Origin of the sequence: Amycolatopsis minnesotensis, from assembly GCF_039529815.1 — a bacterium.
In the GTDB taxonomy this organism is placed as follows: Bacteria; Actinomycetota; Actinomycetes; order Mycobacteriales; family Pseudonocardiaceae; genus Amycolatopsis; species Amycolatopsis minnesotensis.
This window is the reverse complement of the sequence record NZ_BAAANN010000002.1, coordinates 249,852-267,632: the sequence shown is the minus strand read 5'-3', so window position 1 is coordinate 267,632 and position 17,781 is coordinate 249,852. Positions and strand designations below refer to the sequence as shown.

The 17,781-nt window shown below is 69.5% G+C and carries 15 protein-coding genes; 4 read left to right on the top strand and 11 right to left on the bottom strand.

All coding sequences use genetic code 11. From position 1 onward, the window contains the following. Positions 1 to 36: 36 nt before the first annotated feature. Positions 37 to 846, bottom strand: coding sequence for a (2Fe-2S)-binding protein (locus tag ABD256_RS03370; RefSeq protein WP_344413230.1), 810 nt, complete (start codon positions 844 to 846; stop codon positions 37 to 39). A 351-nt stretch (positions 847 to 1,197) separates the two neighbouring features. On the opposite strand from ABD256_RS03370, the gene ABD256_RS03365 reads away from it, so the two are divergent. Beyond that, positions 1,198 to 3,753 carry an ATP-dependent Clp protease ATP-binding subunit gene (locus ABD256_RS03365; RefSeq protein ID WP_344413228.1) on the top strand — a complete coding sequence of 852 codons (2,556 nt, stop codon included), beginning with the start codon at positions 1,198 to 1,200 and terminating at the stop codon, positions 3,751 to 3,753. A gap of 132 nt (positions 3,754 to 3,885) precedes the next feature. Here ABD256_RS03365 and ABD256_RS03360 read toward each other — a convergent pair whose 3' ends face one another. From ABD256_RS03360 to ABD256_RS03340, 5 genes are all read right to left on the bottom strand, one after another. Beyond that, a complete protein-coding gene (locus ABD256_RS03360; protein WP_344413489.1) occupies positions 3,886 to 5,031 on the bottom strand; it encodes an RNA polymerase sigma factor in 1,146 nt (381 codons plus the stop codon). A gap of 6 nt (positions 5,032 to 5,037) precedes the next feature. After that, positions 5,038 to 5,445, bottom strand: a complete 408-nt coding sequence (locus ABD256_RS03355) for a YciI family protein (RefSeq protein WP_344413226.1) — start codon at positions 5,443 to 5,445, stop codon at positions 5,038 to 5,040. Between the two features lie 117 nt (positions 5,446 to 5,562). Continuing rightward, positions 5,563 to 6,060, bottom strand: a complete 498-nt coding sequence (locus tag ABD256_RS03350) for a pyridoxamine 5'-phosphate oxidase family protein (RefSeq protein WP_344413223.1) — start codon at positions 6,058 to 6,060, stop codon at positions 5,563 to 5,565. A 185-nt stretch (positions 6,061 to 6,245) separates the two neighbouring features. Then, positions 6,246 to 6,650: a hypothetical protein gene (locus tag ABD256_RS03345; protein WP_344413221.1), complete on the bottom strand. Its 405-nt coding sequence runs from the start codon at positions 6,648 to 6,650 to the stop codon at positions 6,246 to 6,248. A 44-nt stretch (positions 6,651 to 6,694) separates the two neighbouring features. Further along, the gene (locus ABD256_RS03340; protein ID WP_344413219.1) at positions 6,695 to 8,122 is read right to left on the bottom strand and encodes a M1 family metallopeptidase; all 1,428 of its coding nucleotides are present in this window, start codon (positions 8,120 to 8,122) and stop codon (positions 6,695 to 6,697) included. Between the two features lie 149 nt (positions 8,123 to 8,271). Here ABD256_RS03340 and ABD256_RS03335 point away from each other — a divergent pair, with 149 nt between their 5' ends. Continuing rightward, positions 8,272 to 11,445, top strand: a complete 3,174-nt coding sequence (locus ABD256_RS03335) for an AfsR/SARP family transcriptional regulator (protein WP_344413217.1) — start codon at positions 8,272 to 8,274, stop codon at positions 11,443 to 11,445. On the opposite strand, the gene ABD256_RS03330 is transcribed toward ABD256_RS03335, so the two are convergent. The 3 genes from ABD256_RS03330 to ABD256_RS03320 are packed head-to-tail and all read right to left on the bottom strand — an operon-like array spanning position 11,420 to position 13,994. Further along, the gene (locus tag ABD256_RS03330; protein WP_344413215.1) at positions 11,420 to 12,214 is read right to left on the bottom strand and encodes an alpha/beta fold hydrolase; all 795 of its coding nucleotides are present in this window, start codon (positions 12,212 to 12,214) and stop codon (positions 11,420 to 11,422) included. The genes ABD256_RS03335 and ABD256_RS03330 overlap by 26 nt on opposite strands. Beyond that, complete coding sequence (locus tag ABD256_RS03325; protein ID WP_344413213.1) at positions 12,214 to 13,011, bottom strand: ABC transporter permease; 798 nt, start codon at positions 13,009 to 13,011, stop codon at positions 12,214 to 12,216. Before ABD256_RS03325 ends, ABD256_RS03330 begins: the two co-directional genes overlap by 1 nt. Beyond that, complete coding sequence (locus tag ABD256_RS03320) at positions 13,008 to 13,994, bottom strand: ATP-binding cassette domain-containing protein (protein ID WP_344413211.1); 987 nt, start codon at positions 13,992 to 13,994, stop codon at positions 13,008 to 13,010. The genes ABD256_RS03325 and ABD256_RS03320 overlap by 4 nt, the downstream gene beginning before the upstream one ends. Before the next feature lie 102 nt (positions 13,995 to 14,096). Here ABD256_RS03320 and ABD256_RS03315 point away from each other — a divergent pair, with 102 nt between their 5' ends. Next, positions 14,097 to 15,074: an endonuclease/exonuclease/phosphatase family protein gene (locus ABD256_RS03315; RefSeq protein ID WP_344413209.1), complete on the top strand. Its 978-nt coding sequence runs from the start codon at positions 14,097 to 14,099 to the stop codon at positions 15,072 to 15,074. 7 nt (positions 15,075 to 15,081) lie between these two features. Here ABD256_RS03315 and ABD256_RS03310 read toward each other — a convergent pair whose 3' ends face one another. Together ABD256_RS03310 and ABD256_RS03305 are read right to left on the bottom strand one after the other, a co-directional pair. Then, the gene (locus ABD256_RS03310) at positions 15,082 to 15,888 is read right to left on the bottom strand and encodes an SIR2 family NAD-dependent protein deacylase (RefSeq protein WP_344413207.1); all 807 of its coding nucleotides are present in this window, start codon (positions 15,886 to 15,888) and stop codon (positions 15,082 to 15,084) included. Continuing rightward, positions 15,885 to 16,196, bottom strand: a complete 312-nt coding sequence (locus ABD256_RS03305; RefSeq protein WP_215549533.1) for an antibiotic biosynthesis monooxygenase family protein — start codon at positions 16,194 to 16,196, stop codon at positions 15,885 to 15,887. Before ABD256_RS03305 ends, ABD256_RS03310 begins: the two co-directional genes overlap by 4 nt. 167 nt (positions 16,197 to 16,363) lie before the next feature. Between ABD256_RS03305 and ABD256_RS03300 the strand changes: the two genes are divergently transcribed. Further along, on the top strand, positions 16,364 to 17,776 hold the full coding sequence (locus tag ABD256_RS03300) for an AAA family ATPase (protein ID WP_344413203.1): 1,413 nt from the start codon (positions 16,364 to 16,366) through the stop codon (positions 17,774 to 17,776). Positions 17,777 to 17,781: the final 5 nt, after the last annotated feature.

Genomic DNA, 17,781 nt, shown 5'->3' with positions numbered 1-17,781 from the left:
GATCCGGTGCCGTACCGACGGTGCGTTCCGGCGGGCTCAGCGCCGTCGGCGGATGCGCGGGCAGGCCTCGCATTCGGCTTCGCCCGGCAGAAGGTAGGAGAAGCAACAGCTTTCGCGGCGGCGAGTCCACTCGCGATGCCCGTCGGCCCCCTCGTGCGTTTCGAGCGTCGACGCGGATGTCAACGGGGCGTACCGGTTCGCCAGTACGAGCGCCGCGTCGGCGACGCCCGCGCCTTCGTCGCCGCCCTGTTTGCCCGCCCACCAGAGCGAGTTGTCGAGCGCGTCCGTAGCGGCGGCCCACAGCGTCCGCTTGCCGAACGGGCCGACCGCGGAGTACACGCGGATGAACTGGGCGGCGTGCGCGATGTAGCGGGTGCGCAGCGCGGCGGCCAGCGCGTGCTCGTCGGCGACGGCCGTGGCGCCGGGCAGGTCGCACCCCGGGTCCGACGGCAGGCAGTAGAAGTCGTCGCCGCCCAGTGCCATGCCCTCGGGATGCGGCCGGTCGTCGCCGAGCGAGAACGCGAGCTCCGCGGGGCGCAGCGTCGGCACGCGGCGCTCGTGGTGCATCAGCAGCGCGCCGAGGTAGGCGGGCACGTGCAGGTACCAGGACATGACGTAGGAGGCCGTGGTCCGCTCCGGCGCCTCCCCGAAGCGCGGCCGGAGCCAGCCGTCGAGCTCCTTGCGCCAGCGGTCGAAGCCGGCGGGGTCGTCGAGCAGGTCGGAGCAGCGGAGCCAGCCCGCGGGGGCTTCGCGGCGGAGATCGGCCCTGGACTGGAGCGTGGCGACCCTGGCCAGCGACGCCGCGAGGCCGCTCGCCGGGGCGCGTTTAGACCGCGAAACGTTCACGCGGGCCTCTCTGCTCCATTCGGGCGATTAGGTCTGCCTAACCTTACCGTGGATGACACGAGCGCGCGATCCGGCCACCGATCGGGGGAAACTCGGCGCGTGGGCTGTTCGCGGTGAGCGGACAAGGGCGCCTGCCGGAATCCGGCAGTGCCGTCCTGCGTTGACGAAGGTGTACGCAACCAGCGAATACGTGCCACGGAACGGGGTGCGTGACTAGCTGTGTGTGACTCAATCCGCCGTAGTGGTAGGCCAGCGCGACCGCATGGCTACTACAGTGGTCTCACGGTGCTGAAGTCATCGGGTGCTTCCCGATGGAATCGGGCCGCCGGCGCAGCAGTCGAGGGAGTGCAAATGTTCGAGAGGTTTACCGACCGCGCGAGGCGGGTGGTCGTCCTGGCCCAAGAAGAGGCCAGGATGCTCAACCACAACTACATCGGCACCGAGCACATCCTCCTGGGTCTGATCCACGAGGGTGAAGGTGTCGCCGCCAAGGCGCTGGAGTCGCTGGGTATCGCGCTGGAGGGTGTCCGCCAGCAGGTCGAGGAGATCATCGGCCAGGGGCAGCAGGCCCCGAGCGGGCACATCCCCTTCACCCCGCGTGCCAAGAAGGTGCTGGAGCTGTCCCTGCGCGAAGCGCTGCAGCTCGGCCACAACTACATCGGCACCGAGCACATCCTGCTCGGGCTCATCCGCGAGGGCGAGGGCGTGGCCGCGCAGGTGCTGGTCAAGCTCGGCGCCGACCTCAACCGGGTGCGCCAGCAGGTCCTGCAGCTGCTGTCCGGCTACCAGGGCAAGGAGCCCCAGGAAGCCGGTGGCGGCCGTGGCGAGGGCACGCCGTCCTCGTCGCTGGTGCTGGACCAGTTCGGCCGCAACCTGACCGTCTCCGCCCGCGAGGGCAAGCTCGACCCGGTGATCGGGCGCGGCAAGGAGATCGAGCGGGTCATGCAGGTGCTGTCGCGGCGCACCAAGAACAACCCGGTCCTGATCGGTGAGCCCGGCGTCGGCAAGACGGCCGTCGTGGAGGGCCTCGCCCAGAACATCGTCAAGGGCGAGGTGCCCGAGACGCTGAAGGACAAGCAGCTCTACACGCTCGACCTCGGGTCGCTCGTGGCGGGCTCGCGCTACCGCGGTGACTTCGAAGAGCGCCTCAAGAAGGTGCTCAAGGAGATCAAGACGCGCGGCGACATCATCCTGTTCATCGACGAGCTGCACACGCTCGTCGGCGCGGGTGCCGCCGAGGGCGCGATCGACGCCGCGTCGATCCTGAAGCCGATGCTCGCCCGCGGTGAGCTGCAGACGATCGGCGCCACCACGCTCGAGGAGTACCGCAAGTACATCGAGAAGGACGCCGCGCTGGAGCGCCGGTTCCAGCCGATCCAGGTCGGCGAGCCGTCGCTCGAGCACACGATCGAGATCCTCAAGGGCCTGCGCGATCGGTACGAGGCGCACCACCGCGTCTCCATCACCGACTCCGCGCTGGTCGCGGCGGCCACGCTCGCCGATCGCTACATCAACGACCGGTTCCTGCCGGACAAGGCGATCGACCTCATCGACGAGGCGGGCGCGCGGATGCGCATCCGCCGGATGACCGCGCCGCCGGACCTGCGCGAGTTCGACGAGAAGATCGCCGACGTGCGCCGGGACAAGGAGTCCGCGATCGACGCGCAGGACTTCGAGCGGGCCGCGCGCCTGCGGGACGAGGAGAAGACCCTCCTCGGCCAGAAGTCCGAGCGGGAGAAGCAGTGGAAGGACGGCGACCTCGACGTCGTCGCCGAGGTCGACGACGAGCAGATCGCCGAGGTGCTCGCCAACTGGACCGGGATCCCGGTGTTCAAGCTCACCGAGGAGGAGACCACGCGTCTGCTCCGCATGGAGGACGAGCTGCACAAGCGGATTATCGGCCAGGAGGACGCCGTCAAGGCCGTCTCGCAGGCGATCCGCCGTACTCGGGCCGGCCTGAAGGACCCGAAGCGCCCGTCCGGCTCGTTCATCTTCGCCGGCCCGTCCGGTGTCGGTAAGACCGAGCTGTCCAAGGCGCTGGCCTCCTTCCTGTTCGGCGAGGACGACGCGCTCATCCAGATCGACATGGGCGAGTTCCACGACCGGTACACCGCTTCGCGGCTCTTCGGTGCCCCTCCGGGTTACGTCGGCTACGAAGAGGGCGGCCAGCTGACCGAGAAGGTGCGGCGCAAGCCGTTCTCGGTGGTGCTGTTCGACGAGATCGAGAAGGCGCACCAGGAGATCTACAACACGCTCCTGCAGGTGCTGGAGGACGGCCGCCTGACCGATGGGCAGGGCCGTACCGTCGACTTCAAGAACACGGTGCTGATCTTCACCTCGAACCTGGGCACTTCGGACATCTCGAAGTCCGTGTCTCTCGGCTTCTCGGCGGGCAACGACGTCGAGACGAAGTACGAGAAGATGAAGCAAAAGGTCAACGAGGAGATGAAGAAGCACTTCCGGCCGGAGTTCCTGAACCGGATCGACGACATCATCGTCTTCCACCAGCTGACCAAGGACCAGATCATCGAGATGGTCGACCTGATGATCACCAGGGTCGAGGGCCAGCTCAAGGTCAAGGACATGGCGCTCGAACTGACCGACAAGGCGAAGGCCCTGCTCGCCAAGCGCGGATTCGACCCCGTGCTCGGTGCCAGGCCGCTGCGTCGCACGATCCAGCGCGAGATCGAGGACCAGCTGTCGGAGAAGATCCTGTTCGGCGAGATCCAGCCGGGCCAGATCATCATCGTCGACGTCGAGGACTGGGACGGCGAGGAGAACGAGCGGGACGACAAGGCGCACTTCACCTTCCGCGGTGAGCCCAAGCCGTCCGACGTGCCGGACGCACCCCCGGTGAGCATCGGCGCCTCCAGCGGCGACGACGCCGAGTCGGCGGAGAACGACTGACACGAGCAGCATCCGAAGCGGCCCCCGGAACCATCCGGGGGCCGCTTCCTTTTCCCCGGCGGACGGCGACGTTTAGCGGGCTAAATGTCGTCCGCGGGATCGAGGCCGGGCGGGCCGCCGGGAGCGGTACGGTCACCCGCGCAGCTGGGTGTTGAGCCGTGCGGCCTGTCGCGTGAGGTGGTCGCGTTCGGGGACGTTGGGCGCGGCCCGCGCGGCTTCGGCGTAGAGCCGTGCCGCGGTCACCGGATCACCGTCGCGCTCGTGCAGATACGCCGCGACGGCGGCGTAGCGGGGCAGGGCGGGGTCGAGTTCCGCCAGCGCGGCCAGGCCGGCCTGCGGGCCGACGGCCTCGCCTACCGCGACGGCCCGGTTGAGCCGGGCCACCGGGCTGCCGGTGAGGCGCACGAGTTCGTCGTACCACTCGACGATCTGCCCCCAGTCGGTCTCCTCGGCCGTCCGAGCGTCGGCGTGGAGCGCGGCGATGGCGGCCTGGGCCTGGAACTCGCCGAGGCGGTCGCGGGTGAGGGCCGCCTGGATCACGTCGACGCCCTCGGTGATCAGGCGGGTGCTCCACAGGCCGCGGTCCTGCTCCGCGAGGGGAACGAGGCTGCCGTCGGGGCCGGTCCGCGCCGCCCGCCGCGCGTGGTGGAGCAGCATGAGCGCGAGCAGGCCCGCGACCTCCTCGTGGTGGGTCTTCACCGCCAGTTGGCGGGTCAGCCGGATCGCCTCGCCGGCGAGGTCGACGTCGCCGGAATAGCCTTCGTTGAAGACCAGGTAGAGCACGCGCAGCACCGTGGCGACGTCACCGGGCTGAGTGAACCGCACGCCCGAGACGGTCCGCTTGGCCCTGCTGATCCGCTGGGCCATGGTCGCCTCCGGCACCAGGTAGGCCTGCGCGATCTGCCGCGTGGTCAGGCCGCCGACGGCGCGCAGCGTGAGCGCGACGGCCGAGGCCGGTGTCAGGGACGGGTGCGCGCACAGGAAGTAGAGCTGGAGCGTGTCGTCCACGACCTCGCTCTGGCCGGGCTCTGGCTCGTCCTCGACGCGTTCCTCGCGGTTCCGCCGGGACGTGTCGGCGCGGGTGGCGTCGAGGAACTTGCGCCAGGCCGCGGTGACCAGCCAGCCCTTGGGATCCCGCGGCGGGGTGCCCGGCCACACGCGCAGCGCTTCGACCAGTGCGTCTTGCACGGCGTCCTCGGCGGCCGCGAAGTCGGCTCCGCGACGGACGAGGATGCCGATCACGGTGGGGGTGAGTGTCCGCAGCAGGGCCTCGTCCACCATGCCTCAGTCCGTGATGGTCGAGTGCTCGGCCAGGAAGGGGCGAAGCTCGAGCCACTCGTGGATCGGCTTCCCGTCCGCGCCCGGAGCCGCGGACAGCTCACCCGCCAGTTCGATCGCCCGCTCCTGGGTCTCGACGTCGATCACTATCCAGCCCGCGATCAGGTCCTTGGTCTCCGCGAACGGGCCGTCGGTGACCGGAGGCCGCCCCTCGCCGTCGGAGCGGACGAACATGCCCTCCTGGGAGAGCCCCTGGGAGTCGACGAACTCGCCGGTGTCCCTGACCCGGGTGATGAAGTCCTGCATGTACTGGATGTGGGCCGAAACCTCGTCCGGCGTCCACTGGTCCATCGGCACGTCGTTGTGGGACGCCGGTGCGCCTCGGTAATGCTTGAGCAGCAGGTACTTGGCCATGACGTTCTCCTTGGTGCGGTCTGCCGCATTGTGGCGCGGCCGATTCGGGGGCGAAGCCGCTTTCGGGATTCTGGGCACTCCGCCGGGACATTTCCCGGCGACACCCCGCCGCGGCGCTCAGACGTGCTGACGCTCCTGCTGCCGCTTGATCAGCTCCTCGACCGCGCTCGGCAGCGTGGCCTCGAAGTCGATCAGCTTCGCCCAGGTCGGCGTCACGACGATCCGGACCATGCCGTCGTAGAGCGCGTGGACGTTGGCCTCCCACTCGACCCGCTGTTCCGGCGTCATCTCGTAGCTGCCGTTCATCTCGAGGTACTCGGACGGGATGCCCTCGACGACGTCGAGTTCGGCACGACCGCGGATGAGCAGAATCTTGGGCGGGTGCACCTCGGTGTCGATCGTCAGCGCGACCATCGGGTTCTTTCGCAGGCTCGGTAGCTTCGGCGCGTTCGTCGCGGTGCACATGACGATCTCCGTGCCGTTCCAGTGGAACCCGATCGGGATGGTGCGGGGTGTGCCGTCCTTGGCGACGTAGGCCAAGCGGGTCAGGTCGCGGGCCAGCAGCTCCTGGCTGAGCGGCCGGTTCAGCACTTCGGTGATTTCGTTCGTTCGCACAGTTAGCCCTCTTATCGTCCTCGGGGGGTCGCCCAGCTCAGTGCTGGCCGTCTTCACCCCGGGGACGACGCTGTGCGCGGGTTCTCGACATCAGGAGCACGGTAACTTTCCGGGCGTCGGCGGCTGAGCGCGTTTAGCCCGCTAAATGCAGGCCAGGAGGACGCCGCCGGATCGGGGCGCCGGGGTCAGCCGGGGGCCCGCTCGGCATCGGGCGACGAGCAGGCCCAGTAGAGCCCCGCGCCGAGCAGCACCGTCGGGATCGCCACGCGGAACCAGCCGAACTGCGGCGTCACCGCGAAGGCCATCGCGCTCAGCACCACGAGCGCCGTGGCCACCAGCACGAGCGGCCCTCGCCGCCGGGCCAGCGCGGGGGCCAGCAGTGCGAACAGGAGCGCGACGCCGGGCACACTGAGCGCCAGTGTGATCGCCAGCGACAGCAGCCTGCCGAGGCCGCACCACGCCATCGGGTCCGCGTGGTCGCAGGCCGCGATGTTCGCCCCGTCGACGCACTGCCACAGCGCACCGCACACGCCGCCGGTCACGACCCCGGCGACGCCCAAGGAAACCGGTCTTCGCCCCATGGCGGTCACGAGGACGCCTGCCCGGCGGTGCACCCGCCGGGCAGGCGAGATCGCTACGGCTTCAGCGGGCCGGGGTAGAGGTACTGGTCCGCGGGCTTCGCGTTGCCGTAGAACCAGGCGTCGAAGAAGCCCTGCAGGCGCTGACCCGAGATCCGCTCGACGAACCGCTGGAACTCTGGCAGGTTCGCGTTCCCGTCCCGGTGCAGGGTCGGCCAGAACCGCAGCACGGTGTCGAACGCGCGGTCGCCGACGGTCCGCCGCAACGCGTGCAACGCCATCGGGCCCTTGCTGTACACCGACGTGAACTCCTTGCCGGGGCCCATGTCGTAGAGCTTGCCCGCCCAGAAGTTCGGAGTGGCCTTCTTCACCGCGTCCAGGTAGCGCGCGTCCATGGGCTTGTTCGACTTCGCCTCGCTCCACATCCATTCGGCGTAGCTGGCGAAGCATTCGTTCAGGCACACGTCCTTCCAGTCGTCCACCGCGACCGAGTCGCCGTACCACTGGTGCGCGTTCTCGTGGACGATAGTGGGGAGATCGGCCCAGCCCGCGTAGACCGGCCTGCTCATCGTTTCGAGCGAGAACCCGATCTGCTCGGTGAGGAAGATGCCGCCCGCGGCGTCGATGGGGTACGGCCCGAACTTCGACGACAGGAAGTCGATGACCTCCGGCAGCCGCCCTTCCGCCTGCTTCACCCCGTCGGGCACGCCCTGCGCGAACGCGCTCACCACCGGGGTGCCATCGCGCAGCCGCGATCGCTGGAAGTCCCATTTCCCGATGGCGACGGTCGTCATGTACGGGACCGTGGGGGTTTCCTCCGCCCACACGTGCGTGGTGCCCTGCGGTGTTTTGCGGGTGCCGCGCTCCTGGCCGTTGGCGATCACGCCCCATTCGTCCGGGACCGTGATCGACAGGTGGAAGGTCGCCTTGTCCTTCGGGGTGTCGTTCACCGGGTACCAGGTGGCCGCGGAATGCGGCTCGCCGGCGACGAACGCGCCGCCGCTCTCGGAGTACTGCCACCCGTTGGCGCCGAGCGACGGGTCGCTGATCGCGGTCGGCTTGCCGTGGTAGGCGATTTCGGCGACGAACGGCTGGCCGCGGCGCAGCGCGCGGGCCGGGGTGATGACCAGTTCGTGCTCGCCGGCCTGCTTGAACGTCGCCTGCTTGCCGTTGACCTTCACCGAGTCGACGCCGAGCTTGTACAGGTCGAGGTTGAACGAGCTGAGGTCCTGCGTCGCGCGCGCGGTGACGCGCTGGTTCCCGGTCAGGTCGTGCGATGCCGGGTCGTAGGTCGTCGAGAGTGTGTAGTCGGCGACGTCGTATCCGCCGTTGCCGTCGGTGGGGTAGTAGGTGTCGCCGGCGCCGTCGCTGCCCGGCGTCGGGTGGCCGGACGCTTCCGCTACCCCGGCACCGAGGGTGAGCCCGGTGAGCACGGCGACGGTCGCGGCCACGGCCGGACGGCGCCAGCGGGTGCTTCCACTCATGAACACTCCCGTTGATCCAAGAATTCGTGTCGGGCGAACGTATCGTGAACCTGTCGCGCGCCCGCGAAGCTAGTCCGTTTTGTCTGGATAATCCCCACGTCGGTCGGTAGGTCCGCACGGGCCGTTCCGCGTTCTGGAAAGCTGGACAGGTGCGCATCGCCCTGCTCGGCCCCGTCCGGGCGCTTGCCGACGACGGTGCTCCGATCGACATCGGCGGCGCTCGCGTCCGCATGCTCCTCGCCAGGTTGGCGCTCGACACCGGGAAGCCGGTGTCGGTCGACTCGCTCGTGGACGGCCTCTGGGGAACGGACCTGCCGAGCGGCGCCGCGAACGCGCTGCAGTCGCTGGTGTCGAGGTTGCGCCGGGCGCTGCGCGGTGCGGCGGCCGTCGAATCCTCGGGCGGCGGGTACGTGCTCGATCTCCCTCGCGATGCCGTAGACGCGCACCTGTTCGGCGAACTCGTCGCGCGCGGCAGCCGGGAGCTGGCGGCCGGACGCCACGAGCAGGCGGCCGCGGAGTTGTCGAAGGCACTCGCCCTGTGGCGGGGTGAGCCGCTGTCCGACGTGCAGGAGGCGCCGTTCGCCCGGGTTTCGGCCGCGAGGTTCGCCGAGTTGCGCGTCGCCGCCGCGGAGGATCGTTTCGACGCCGAGATCGCGCTCGGGCATCATGCGGCCGTGCTCGCGGACCTCGAAGAAGCCAGTGAACGCGAGCCGCTGCGCGAGCGCCTGCTCGGGCTGAGGATCCGCGCGCTGTGCGCGGTGGGGCGGCAGTCCGAGGCGCTCGGCCTGTACGAACGGCTGCGGGCCGCGCTCGCCGACGACCTCGGGGTCGACCCGTCGCCGGAACTCCGCGAGATCCACCTGGCCGCCGTCCGGGGACAGTTAGCGGGCAAAACGTCGCCGAGGAAACAGGCCGACGATCACCTGCCGGTGCGGCTGACCAGCTTCGTCGGCAGGGACGACGAGCTGCGGTCGATCGGCGCCCAACTCGCCGCCGCGCGGCTGGTCAGCCTCATCGGGCCGGGCGGAGCGGGCAAGACGAGGCTCGCCACGGAAGCCGCGGCGCGCCATCCGTGCTACGAGCGCGGGCGGGTCTGGTTCGTACCGCTCGCCGGCATCCGGGACGCGGACGCGCTGCCCGCCGCGGTGCTGAGCGCACTCGGCGTCTGGGACATCCGCCTTCGCGAGCAGACGGTCCAGCCGGTCGACGCGCTGGACCGGATCACCGACCAGCTCGCGATCGGTGACGCGCTGCTGGTGCTGGACAACTGCGAGCACCTCATCGACGCGGCCGCCGCGTTCACCCACGACCTGCTCAGCCGTGTTCCGGGCTTGCGGGTGCTCGTGACGAGCAGGGAGCCGCTCGCGATCACCGGTGAGGCGCTGTGCCAGGTCGGACCGCTCGGCCTGCCGTCGGAGGGCGTCCCCGTCGCCGAGGCCCCCGCGGTTCGGCTGTTCACCGACCGGGCGGCCACCGTGCGCCCGGAGTTCGTCCTCGACGAGTCGACCGCCGACGCCGTCGTGGAGATCTGCCGCCGGCTCGACGGGATGCCGCTCGCGCTCGAACTCGCCGCGGCGCGCCTGCGGTCGATGACGCCTGGCCAGATCGCGAAGCGGCTCGACGACCGGTTCCGCCTGCTCACCTCGGGCAGCAGGGTCGCGCTGCCGCGCCAGCGGACGCTGCGCGCGGTCGTCGAGTGGAGCTGGGAACTGCTCACCGAGCACGAGGCGATGGTCGCGCGCCGGTTCTCCGTCTTCGCCGCCGGTGCCACCGCGACCGCCGTCGAAGCGGTCTGCGCCTGCGACGTTCTGCCCGCGGAAGACGTCGTGTACGTCCTCGGCTCGCTCGTCGAGAAGTCGATCGTGGACTCCACCGTCGACGAAGCGGGCGAGCCCCGGTACCGCATGCTCGAAACCATTCGCGCCTACGCCATGGAGCGGCTCGAAGAGTCCGGCGAAAAGGCTCGGGCACAGGCGTCGTTCGGCGAGTACTTCCGCGATCTGCTCGAGGAGATCGAACCGACGCTGCGCACCGCGGATCAGCTGCACGCGATGGACATCCTGGACACCGAGTACGGCAACCTGATCACCACCCTGCGGCACGCGATCGATTCGGGGGACATCGACACCGCGCACCGGGTCCTCGGTGGCCTGTTCTGGTACTGGGTGATCCGGGGCGTCAACGACCAGCTCGTGGAATTCACCGGCAGCGTGCTCGACATGGACGGCGACCTCCCGCCGAGCACGCGAACCGCGCTCCGCGCCGTCCAGCTCGTGATCAATGCCTTCCCCGGTGGCATCGACATCGCCGCGGCGACCGAGATCGCCGAGGAGTCCCTCCGCACCGGTGCCATCGGGCGCTATCCGGGGCTGATGATGGCCATTCCGATGCTCGCGTTCTTCGCCAGGGAGCTTGCGCTCGCGGAGACGGTGGTCGACGCGATCGAGCAGCTCGACGACCCGTGGTGCCAGGCCTGCGCCGCGTGGGTACGGAGCTTTCTGCTGACAGAACGCGGTGAACTGGAACGCGGCGAAGACATGCGGAACCACGCGCTACGGCTGTTCGAGCAGGTCGGCGACCGCTGGGGGATCGCGATCACGCTCGGCATGAAGGCGGAGGGCAGGTCGCTGCGGGGAGATCACGCCGCGGCCATCAGCACCTACCAGCGAGGACTGGAACTCGCGCTCGAGCTGTCTTCGGACGAGGACGTGGTGCAGCACCTGGTGCGGCTCGCCGAAGAACGCATCCGCAGCGGCGATCTGGACGGCGCGGCCGAGGACATGCGCCGCGTGGAAGAGCTCGCCGACCGCAACGGCAGCGCCGAACTCAAGGCGATGTCCCAACTCGCCCGGGTCAAGCTGATCCGGGCACAGGGCCGGTTCGCCGAAGGGCACCGGCTGCTCGACAAGCTGGACGAAACCACCCATGCCCTGCCGATGCCGTCCTGGATCTACACGGAGTTGCTCGCGAGAGCGCGGGTCACGCTCTTCCTCGCCGACGGAAAGCCCGCGGAAGCGAGGGCGGCGCTGCAAGCCAGCACCGTGGCCGTCGATGCCCGCCAGGACATGCCGGACGCCGCGGTCGATGCCACTTTGGCCGCGAACCTGCTGCGGCAGGAGGGGAATCCGGAAGCGGCCGCGAAGGCGGTCGGGTTGAGCCACGCGTTGCGCGGGATGCTCGACCTCGGCGATCCCGAGCTGCGCGAGCTGATCGGGAAGCTGGAACAGGAACTCGGTGGCGAAGGCTATGAACGCGCCTTCGCCACCGGCCGTGCCCTGTCCAAAGAGGACGCCATGATCACGTTGCGGAAGCTGTTTTCCTGAACGGGGTTCCGGCGAAGTCCCCGAGCACGGCCGCGAGCGGAACCAGGTCCGGGAAATGTGCCTGCCCAGGCAGCCCGGCGAGGAGTCCGGACGGAACGAGGTCCGCGAGCCATCGGCAGTCTTCCCGTCCGTTCAGGTCGCTCGCGTCGCCGTAGAGCAGCAACGCGGGAACCGCCAGCTCGGCCCATCGTTCGGGCCGCGGTTCGGCCGAGACCATGCACTCCAGGTCCGAGACCACACCGGCGGCGCGTGCGCCGAGGATGATGCTGAGCTGGGTGAGGTCTTCGCCGGGCGGCATGGCGTCGACCGCGCCGAGGAACTCGGCCACTACCGCGGCTTCGTTGTGCTCCGACAGCAGGTCCCGTGCCCGCGCCAGCATGGGGAGCAGCCTCGGTCCGAGCGCGTGCAACGGCGGTTCGTACAGTGCGAGCGCGCTGATCCGCGTACCGGCGGCACGGGCGGACTCGAGCGCGACGATCGCGCCGAACGAGTGCCCGAAGACGAGCGCGGGCTCGCCGATCCAGTCGAGCACCGCGACGATGTCCTCCACGTGGTACCGCATCCGGCACGGCCGGGAACCGTTTTCGCCGTAACCGCGACGTTCCAGCAGCACGACTCGATGCCGCTTCGACAGCGCCGCCATCAGCGGGCGGTAGATCTGCGGTGGCGTGAGCGACCCCGGCACGATCAGGATCGGCGTGCCCTCGCCCGCGGTTTCGACCGCGAGCGGCACACCGTCGGCGGCGATGACGGTCGCACTGGCCGGCATCAGCTGGCCTTCTTGCGGTAGCTCATCATCGCGAGCGGGAAGAACACCGCGACCGCGCCCGCCATCCAGGCGAGCGTGCCCAGCAGCGAACTCGTGACCATGCCGCCGTTCATCAGGCCCCGCAGCGTGTCCGTGAGCAGGCTCACCGGATTGATGTCGGCCCACGCCTTCAGCCAGCCCGGCATCTTGTCGGTGCCCACGAACACGTTGCTGCCGAACGTCAGCGGCATGATGAACACGAACATCAGGCCCTGCACCGCGCCGGGGCTCTTCATCAGCGTGCCGACGAAGACCGCGATCCAGCAGAAGCACAGCCCGAACGCGACGGCGAGTGCGACCGCGATGAGCAGGTTGCCGGGGTTGGTGCCGAGCCGGTAGCCCATCAGCATGGCGACCACGAACAGCACTACCATGCACACCAGGTACCGCACCACGTCCGCGAGCACCGCGCCGACCAGCGGTGCCGACCTGGCGATCGGCATGCTCCGGAACCGGTCGAACACGCCCTTGCTCATGTCGGTGTTGAGCTGCACGCCGATCGTCATGCTCGCCTGGAGGATGTTCATCGCCATCACACCTGGCACGACCATCTGCAGGTAGGCGCCGGTGTTCCCGGCCAGCGCACCGCCGAAGAGGTACACGAACATCACCAGGAAGATGATCGGCATCAGGGTGACGTCGAGCAGTTGCTCGGGGTTCTTCTTGATCTTCAGGATGCCGCGCCAGGCCAGCGACAGCCCGTGCTGGACGGCCAGCGCGGGGCTCACCCGGTTGGGCGCTGTGGTCATCGTGGTCATGCCATGCTCTTCTCGTACTCGACGTCCGAAGTGGACGCTGCGGACTCGGATGCGGGTTTCCCGGTCAGCGAAAGGAAAACCTCGTCAAGACTGGGCAGGCGCAAGGCCAGCTCGTCGGCGACGATCCCCGCGTCGTCGAGCCTGCGGACCAAAGTGGACAGCAGGACCGGGTCCGACACCGGTGCGGTGAGCAGCCCGTTGTCGTCGTCCCGCGACGGCCTGGTCCCGACCAGCTCGCCGAGGATGCGCTCGACGGCGTCGAGATCTGCCGCCGTACTGGGCCGGACCTGCAGGGTCTGCCCGCCGACGCGGCGCTTCAGTTCGTCGGAACGCCCGTTGGCCACGACGCGGCCGTGGTCGATCACCGTGATGGTGTCCGCGAGCTGGTCCGCCTCTTCCAGGTACTGCGTGGTGAGCAGCACCGTCGACCCGTCCGCGACCAGGCCGCGCACCACCTGCCACACCTCGTTGCGGGCGTGCGGGTCGAGCCCGGTCGTCGGTTCGTCGAGGTAGATCACCTCGGGACGGCCGACCAGGCTCGCCGCCAGGTCGAGGCGCCTGCGCATCCCGCCCGAGTAGGTCTTGATCGACCGGCTCGCCGCGTTCGTCAGTTCGAACCGCTCCAGCAGTTCCGCCGCACGTGCGCGTGCGTCGCGCCGCGACAGGCCGAGCAGCCTGCCGATGAGCACCAGGTTCTCGGTGCCCGACAGGTCTTCGTCGACCGATGCGTACTGGCCGGTGAGCCCGATCAGGCTCCGCACCCGCACCGGTTCCTTCACCACGTCGAACCCGCCGACCGTGGCGTGCCCCTCGTCGGGGCGCAGCAGCGTCGCGAGGATTCGCACCGCCGTCGTCTTCCCCGCGCCGTTCGGGCCGAGCACGCCGACCACCTTGCCGGTGGGTACTTCCAGATCGACCCCGTCGAGCGCGGTCGTCGCCCCGAATCGCTTCACCAGGCCTTCGGCCCTGATCGCGAGCGTCATGGATCCTCCCTCGTCGCTTGGGGCCAGCATGCGTGCGCGCCCTGACAGGCCGCGCACAGCGCGCTGTCAGGGGCTGGCACTTGCTGGTGGAAGACTGGGCACATGGCGGAGGCGGCGCTCGAAACCAGGCGGCTCGCGGGATGGGGGCGGCGGTTGACCAGTGCGGTGCTCGTCGTGCTCGCGGCGGCGTTCGTGTTCGCCTCGCTGCTGCGGCTGCTCGGCATCGACGGCAACCGCTACACCGCGGCCGTGGTCGCGCTGACCCCGTACGTGACGGTCGCCGGTGTCGTGCTCGGTGTCGTCGCGCTCGTGCTGCGACGGTGGTGGACGGGCGGGGTCGTGCTCCTGCTGGCCGCAGCCCTCGTCGCCCTGATCGTGCCGAGGGCGGTTGCCGACGATCAGCCCGCTAAAGGCGGCCGCCCGCTCCGGATCCTCTCGGCGAACCTCTACTTCGGCCAGGCGGACGCGAAGGCGGTGGTCGGCATGGTGCGCGACCACGACGTCGAAGTGCTCAGCCTGCTCGAGCTGACCTCGAATGCGGTCGCCGCACTGGACGCCGCCGGGCTGTTCACGCTGCTGCCGAACCGAGTACTGCACGCCATGCCGGGAGGAGCCGGATCGGGCCTTGCGTCGAAGTACCCGCTGAGCGAACTTTCGCTGGCTAATCGTTCCAAGCTCGCGCAGCCGAGCGCGCGCGTCGACCTGGGTGACGGCGCCGCGGTCGAGGTGGTCGCCGTGCACCCGGTGCCGCCGACCAGTTCGTCCACCGACTGGCGGGCCGATCTGGACAAGCTCCCGATGGCGACCGCCGACCTGCCGGTGCGCCTGCTGGCAGGCGACTTCAATGCCACGCTCGACCACGCCGCGCTACGACGGTTCCTCGACGGCGGCTATGCCGACGCGGCGGCTCGCACCGGGAACGGGCTCAAGCCGACCTGGCCGGACGGCATCTTTCCGCCGCCGGTCACGATCGACCACGTGCTGGTCGACGACAGGGTCGCGGTCAACGACTACCAGGTGCTCGACATCCCCGGCTCGGACCACTCCGCGATCTTTAGCGGGCTAATCGTCCCGGTGTGAGCCAGGGCTACCCGGCCAGGAGAGCGGAGATGGCATCCAGCGCCGCGAGCGGCAGCGAGACGCCCCGCCCGTGCCGAACCTCGGGTTCCCTCGTGTTGATCCGGATCAGCGCGCCCGTCGCGGCCGAAGCCAGCTCCGCGTAGCGGCGCACCGTGGGGACCGCCGTTCCCGCGCCGATCTCCACCACCACGAGGCCGCGGCGGCGTCGCCGCCAGGCCGTCAGCTCGTCCAGCTGCTCCCGGCTGCGACCCGGTGTCCAGGCGAAGTCGTCGAACATCAGGATGTTCGGCCGGGCGAGGCCGCCGCACCGAGGGCACGCGGGAAGCGGCGGCACCGCGCGCATGGTGTCCTCGTCCACCGGGACGTCGTGCTCGTCGGCGGGCCAGATCTCGTCGGCGCAGCGGCCGACGCACTGCAGGTGATGGATCGACCCGTGTGCCTCGGCGACCTGGGAGAACCCGGCGCGTTGGAACTGCCCATCCACATTGGACGTGAACACGCGGAAGCCACCGTCGAGGCGCTCGCCCCACGCGAGCAGCAGACGGAACCCGTCGTGCGGCACTGTGCTCCGGTAAAGCCGCAGGCGGTGACCGTAGAAACCCCACGCGAGCTCCGGATCGTCCTCGAAGTGCCGTGGCGTGGCGACGTCGACGAAACTCAGCCCGAGCCGCGCGTAGGGCGGGTAGGCGCGCCAGAAGCCGTGGTCACCCCGGAAATCCGGCAGGCCTGAGTCGACGCCCATTCCGGCGCCCGCGCAGACCAGGAGCGCCTCCGCGTCCGCGATCAGTTCGGCGGCACGTTCGAGTTCGCTCACGCCTCGCGTGGCGAGGCGCTCTGCACCACCTCGAACTCGAGGAGGCTGGAACCGGTGCCGACCGGTTTGGCGCGCTCGCCCGAGTGCGCCTGCTTCGCGGAGCCGTTCATCCATGCCTGGAAGTGTTCGTCGGACTCCCAATGGGTGCAGACGAAATACCGTGTCTCGCCCGCGACGGGGCGGAGCAACTCGAAGCCAAGGAAACCCGGCTCACCGTCGACAGCGCCGAGCCTGGCCGCGAACCGCTTCTCGAGCTCGGGCCCCGCGCCTTCGGGAACTTCGATTGCGTTGATCTTCACAACTGCCATGGCCGCCAGCCTACTGACCCGCCTGCCTCCCAGTCGTCGACGAGTGCCACCCCACCCCGCATTCCAGCTGCCTTGCCGTGGAGCGCGTTTAGCCCGCGAACTGTGCGACGACGACGAGGTCACCGGTTGACTAGCCCGCCCGGGTGAGCTGTGCCACGCTGGCAGCAATGGGGCACATGAGCGGGGACACCACGGAAGAAATGGAATCGGCGCGGCGGTTCGCCGCGGATCTGAAGAAGATCGTCAGCACGACGGCCGCCACACTGGACGCGGGCAGCCCGGCGGCCGCGCTGATCGACAAGGTGACGCGGCATCTCGGGGTGCCGTTGAGTTCGGTCTTGCTGGTCGCACAGCAGCTGGAGGACTGGGAGCACGCGACACTGCAGCGCGGAGTCGACGTGTACCTGGCCGAACGCGGCGATGACGCCGAATGGTTCGGCATCTCCGGTGCGAGCCGTGGCCACGAAGACCTGGTCGGCATGCTGGCCGGTGCCAGCAGGCATGGCCAGTTCGAGCTGGGTGCGGTCGACTTCACCACTGCCGCCGTCGGCCCGGACGAGGTGACCGAGGTCGTCCAGCTCGGCTTGGTGGCGACGACGGCGCCGGACGGCACACCGGTCATCGTGGGCGTTCGCGGTTCGATGCCCCAGTACGGTGCGCCGTTCTGCCGCTTCGAGGTCCTTTCGGCCGTACGGGAAGCAGCGACCGCGGTCCGCGACCGGATCGACGAGTTGCGCCGCGAGCACGACGTGTTGCGCGGGCAGGTGCTGGCGTTCGGCGTCAGTGAGCATCGTGGCAACGAACTCCTCACGTTCCTGCCGCGACCGGAGCTCGATGAGGACCAGGTGGTGCTGCCGGAGGGTGTGCTGCCGACGATCGAACGGCATGTCGTGAGCATCGCCGAACACGCGGAGCGGCTGCTCGCCTCCGGCCAGCACCTGAAGCGCGGGTTGCTCCTCCATGGGCCACCGGGAACGGGCAAGACCCACACCGTCCGATATCTGATGGGCAGGCTTCCCGAAACCACCGTGGTAGTGCTGACCGGGACGGTGATGCGGTTCATCAGCAAGGCGGCCGCCCTGGCCAGGCGCCTGCAACCGTGCATGGTGGTGCTGGAGGACGTGGATCTCGTCGCCCAGGACAGGTCGGCGACGCCGATGGGCAACCCGCTGTTGTTCAGCCTGCTGGACGCGATGGACGGGATCGGCAGCGACGCGGATGTGACCTTCGTGCTCACCACGAACCGGGCGAAGGACTTGGAGAACGCGCTCGCCGATCGTCCTGGCCGGGTCGACCTCGCGCTGGAGATCCCCAAACCGGACGCCGAAGGGCGCGAGCGCTTGTTCCACCTCTACGGACGAGGTGTCAACCTCACCGCGGACCTGGCTCCGGTGGTCGCCGGAACAGATGGCGTGACCGCGTCCTTCATCAAGGAACTGCTGCGCCGCGCGACGTTGCGCGGCCTCGATGTGCGACCGGACCAGGACCCGGTGACGGTGGACGACGAGGCGCTGTCCACCGCGCTCACCGAGATGCAGGACGCGCGCAACGCGCTGACTCGATCGCTGCTGGGGACCTGACCGCG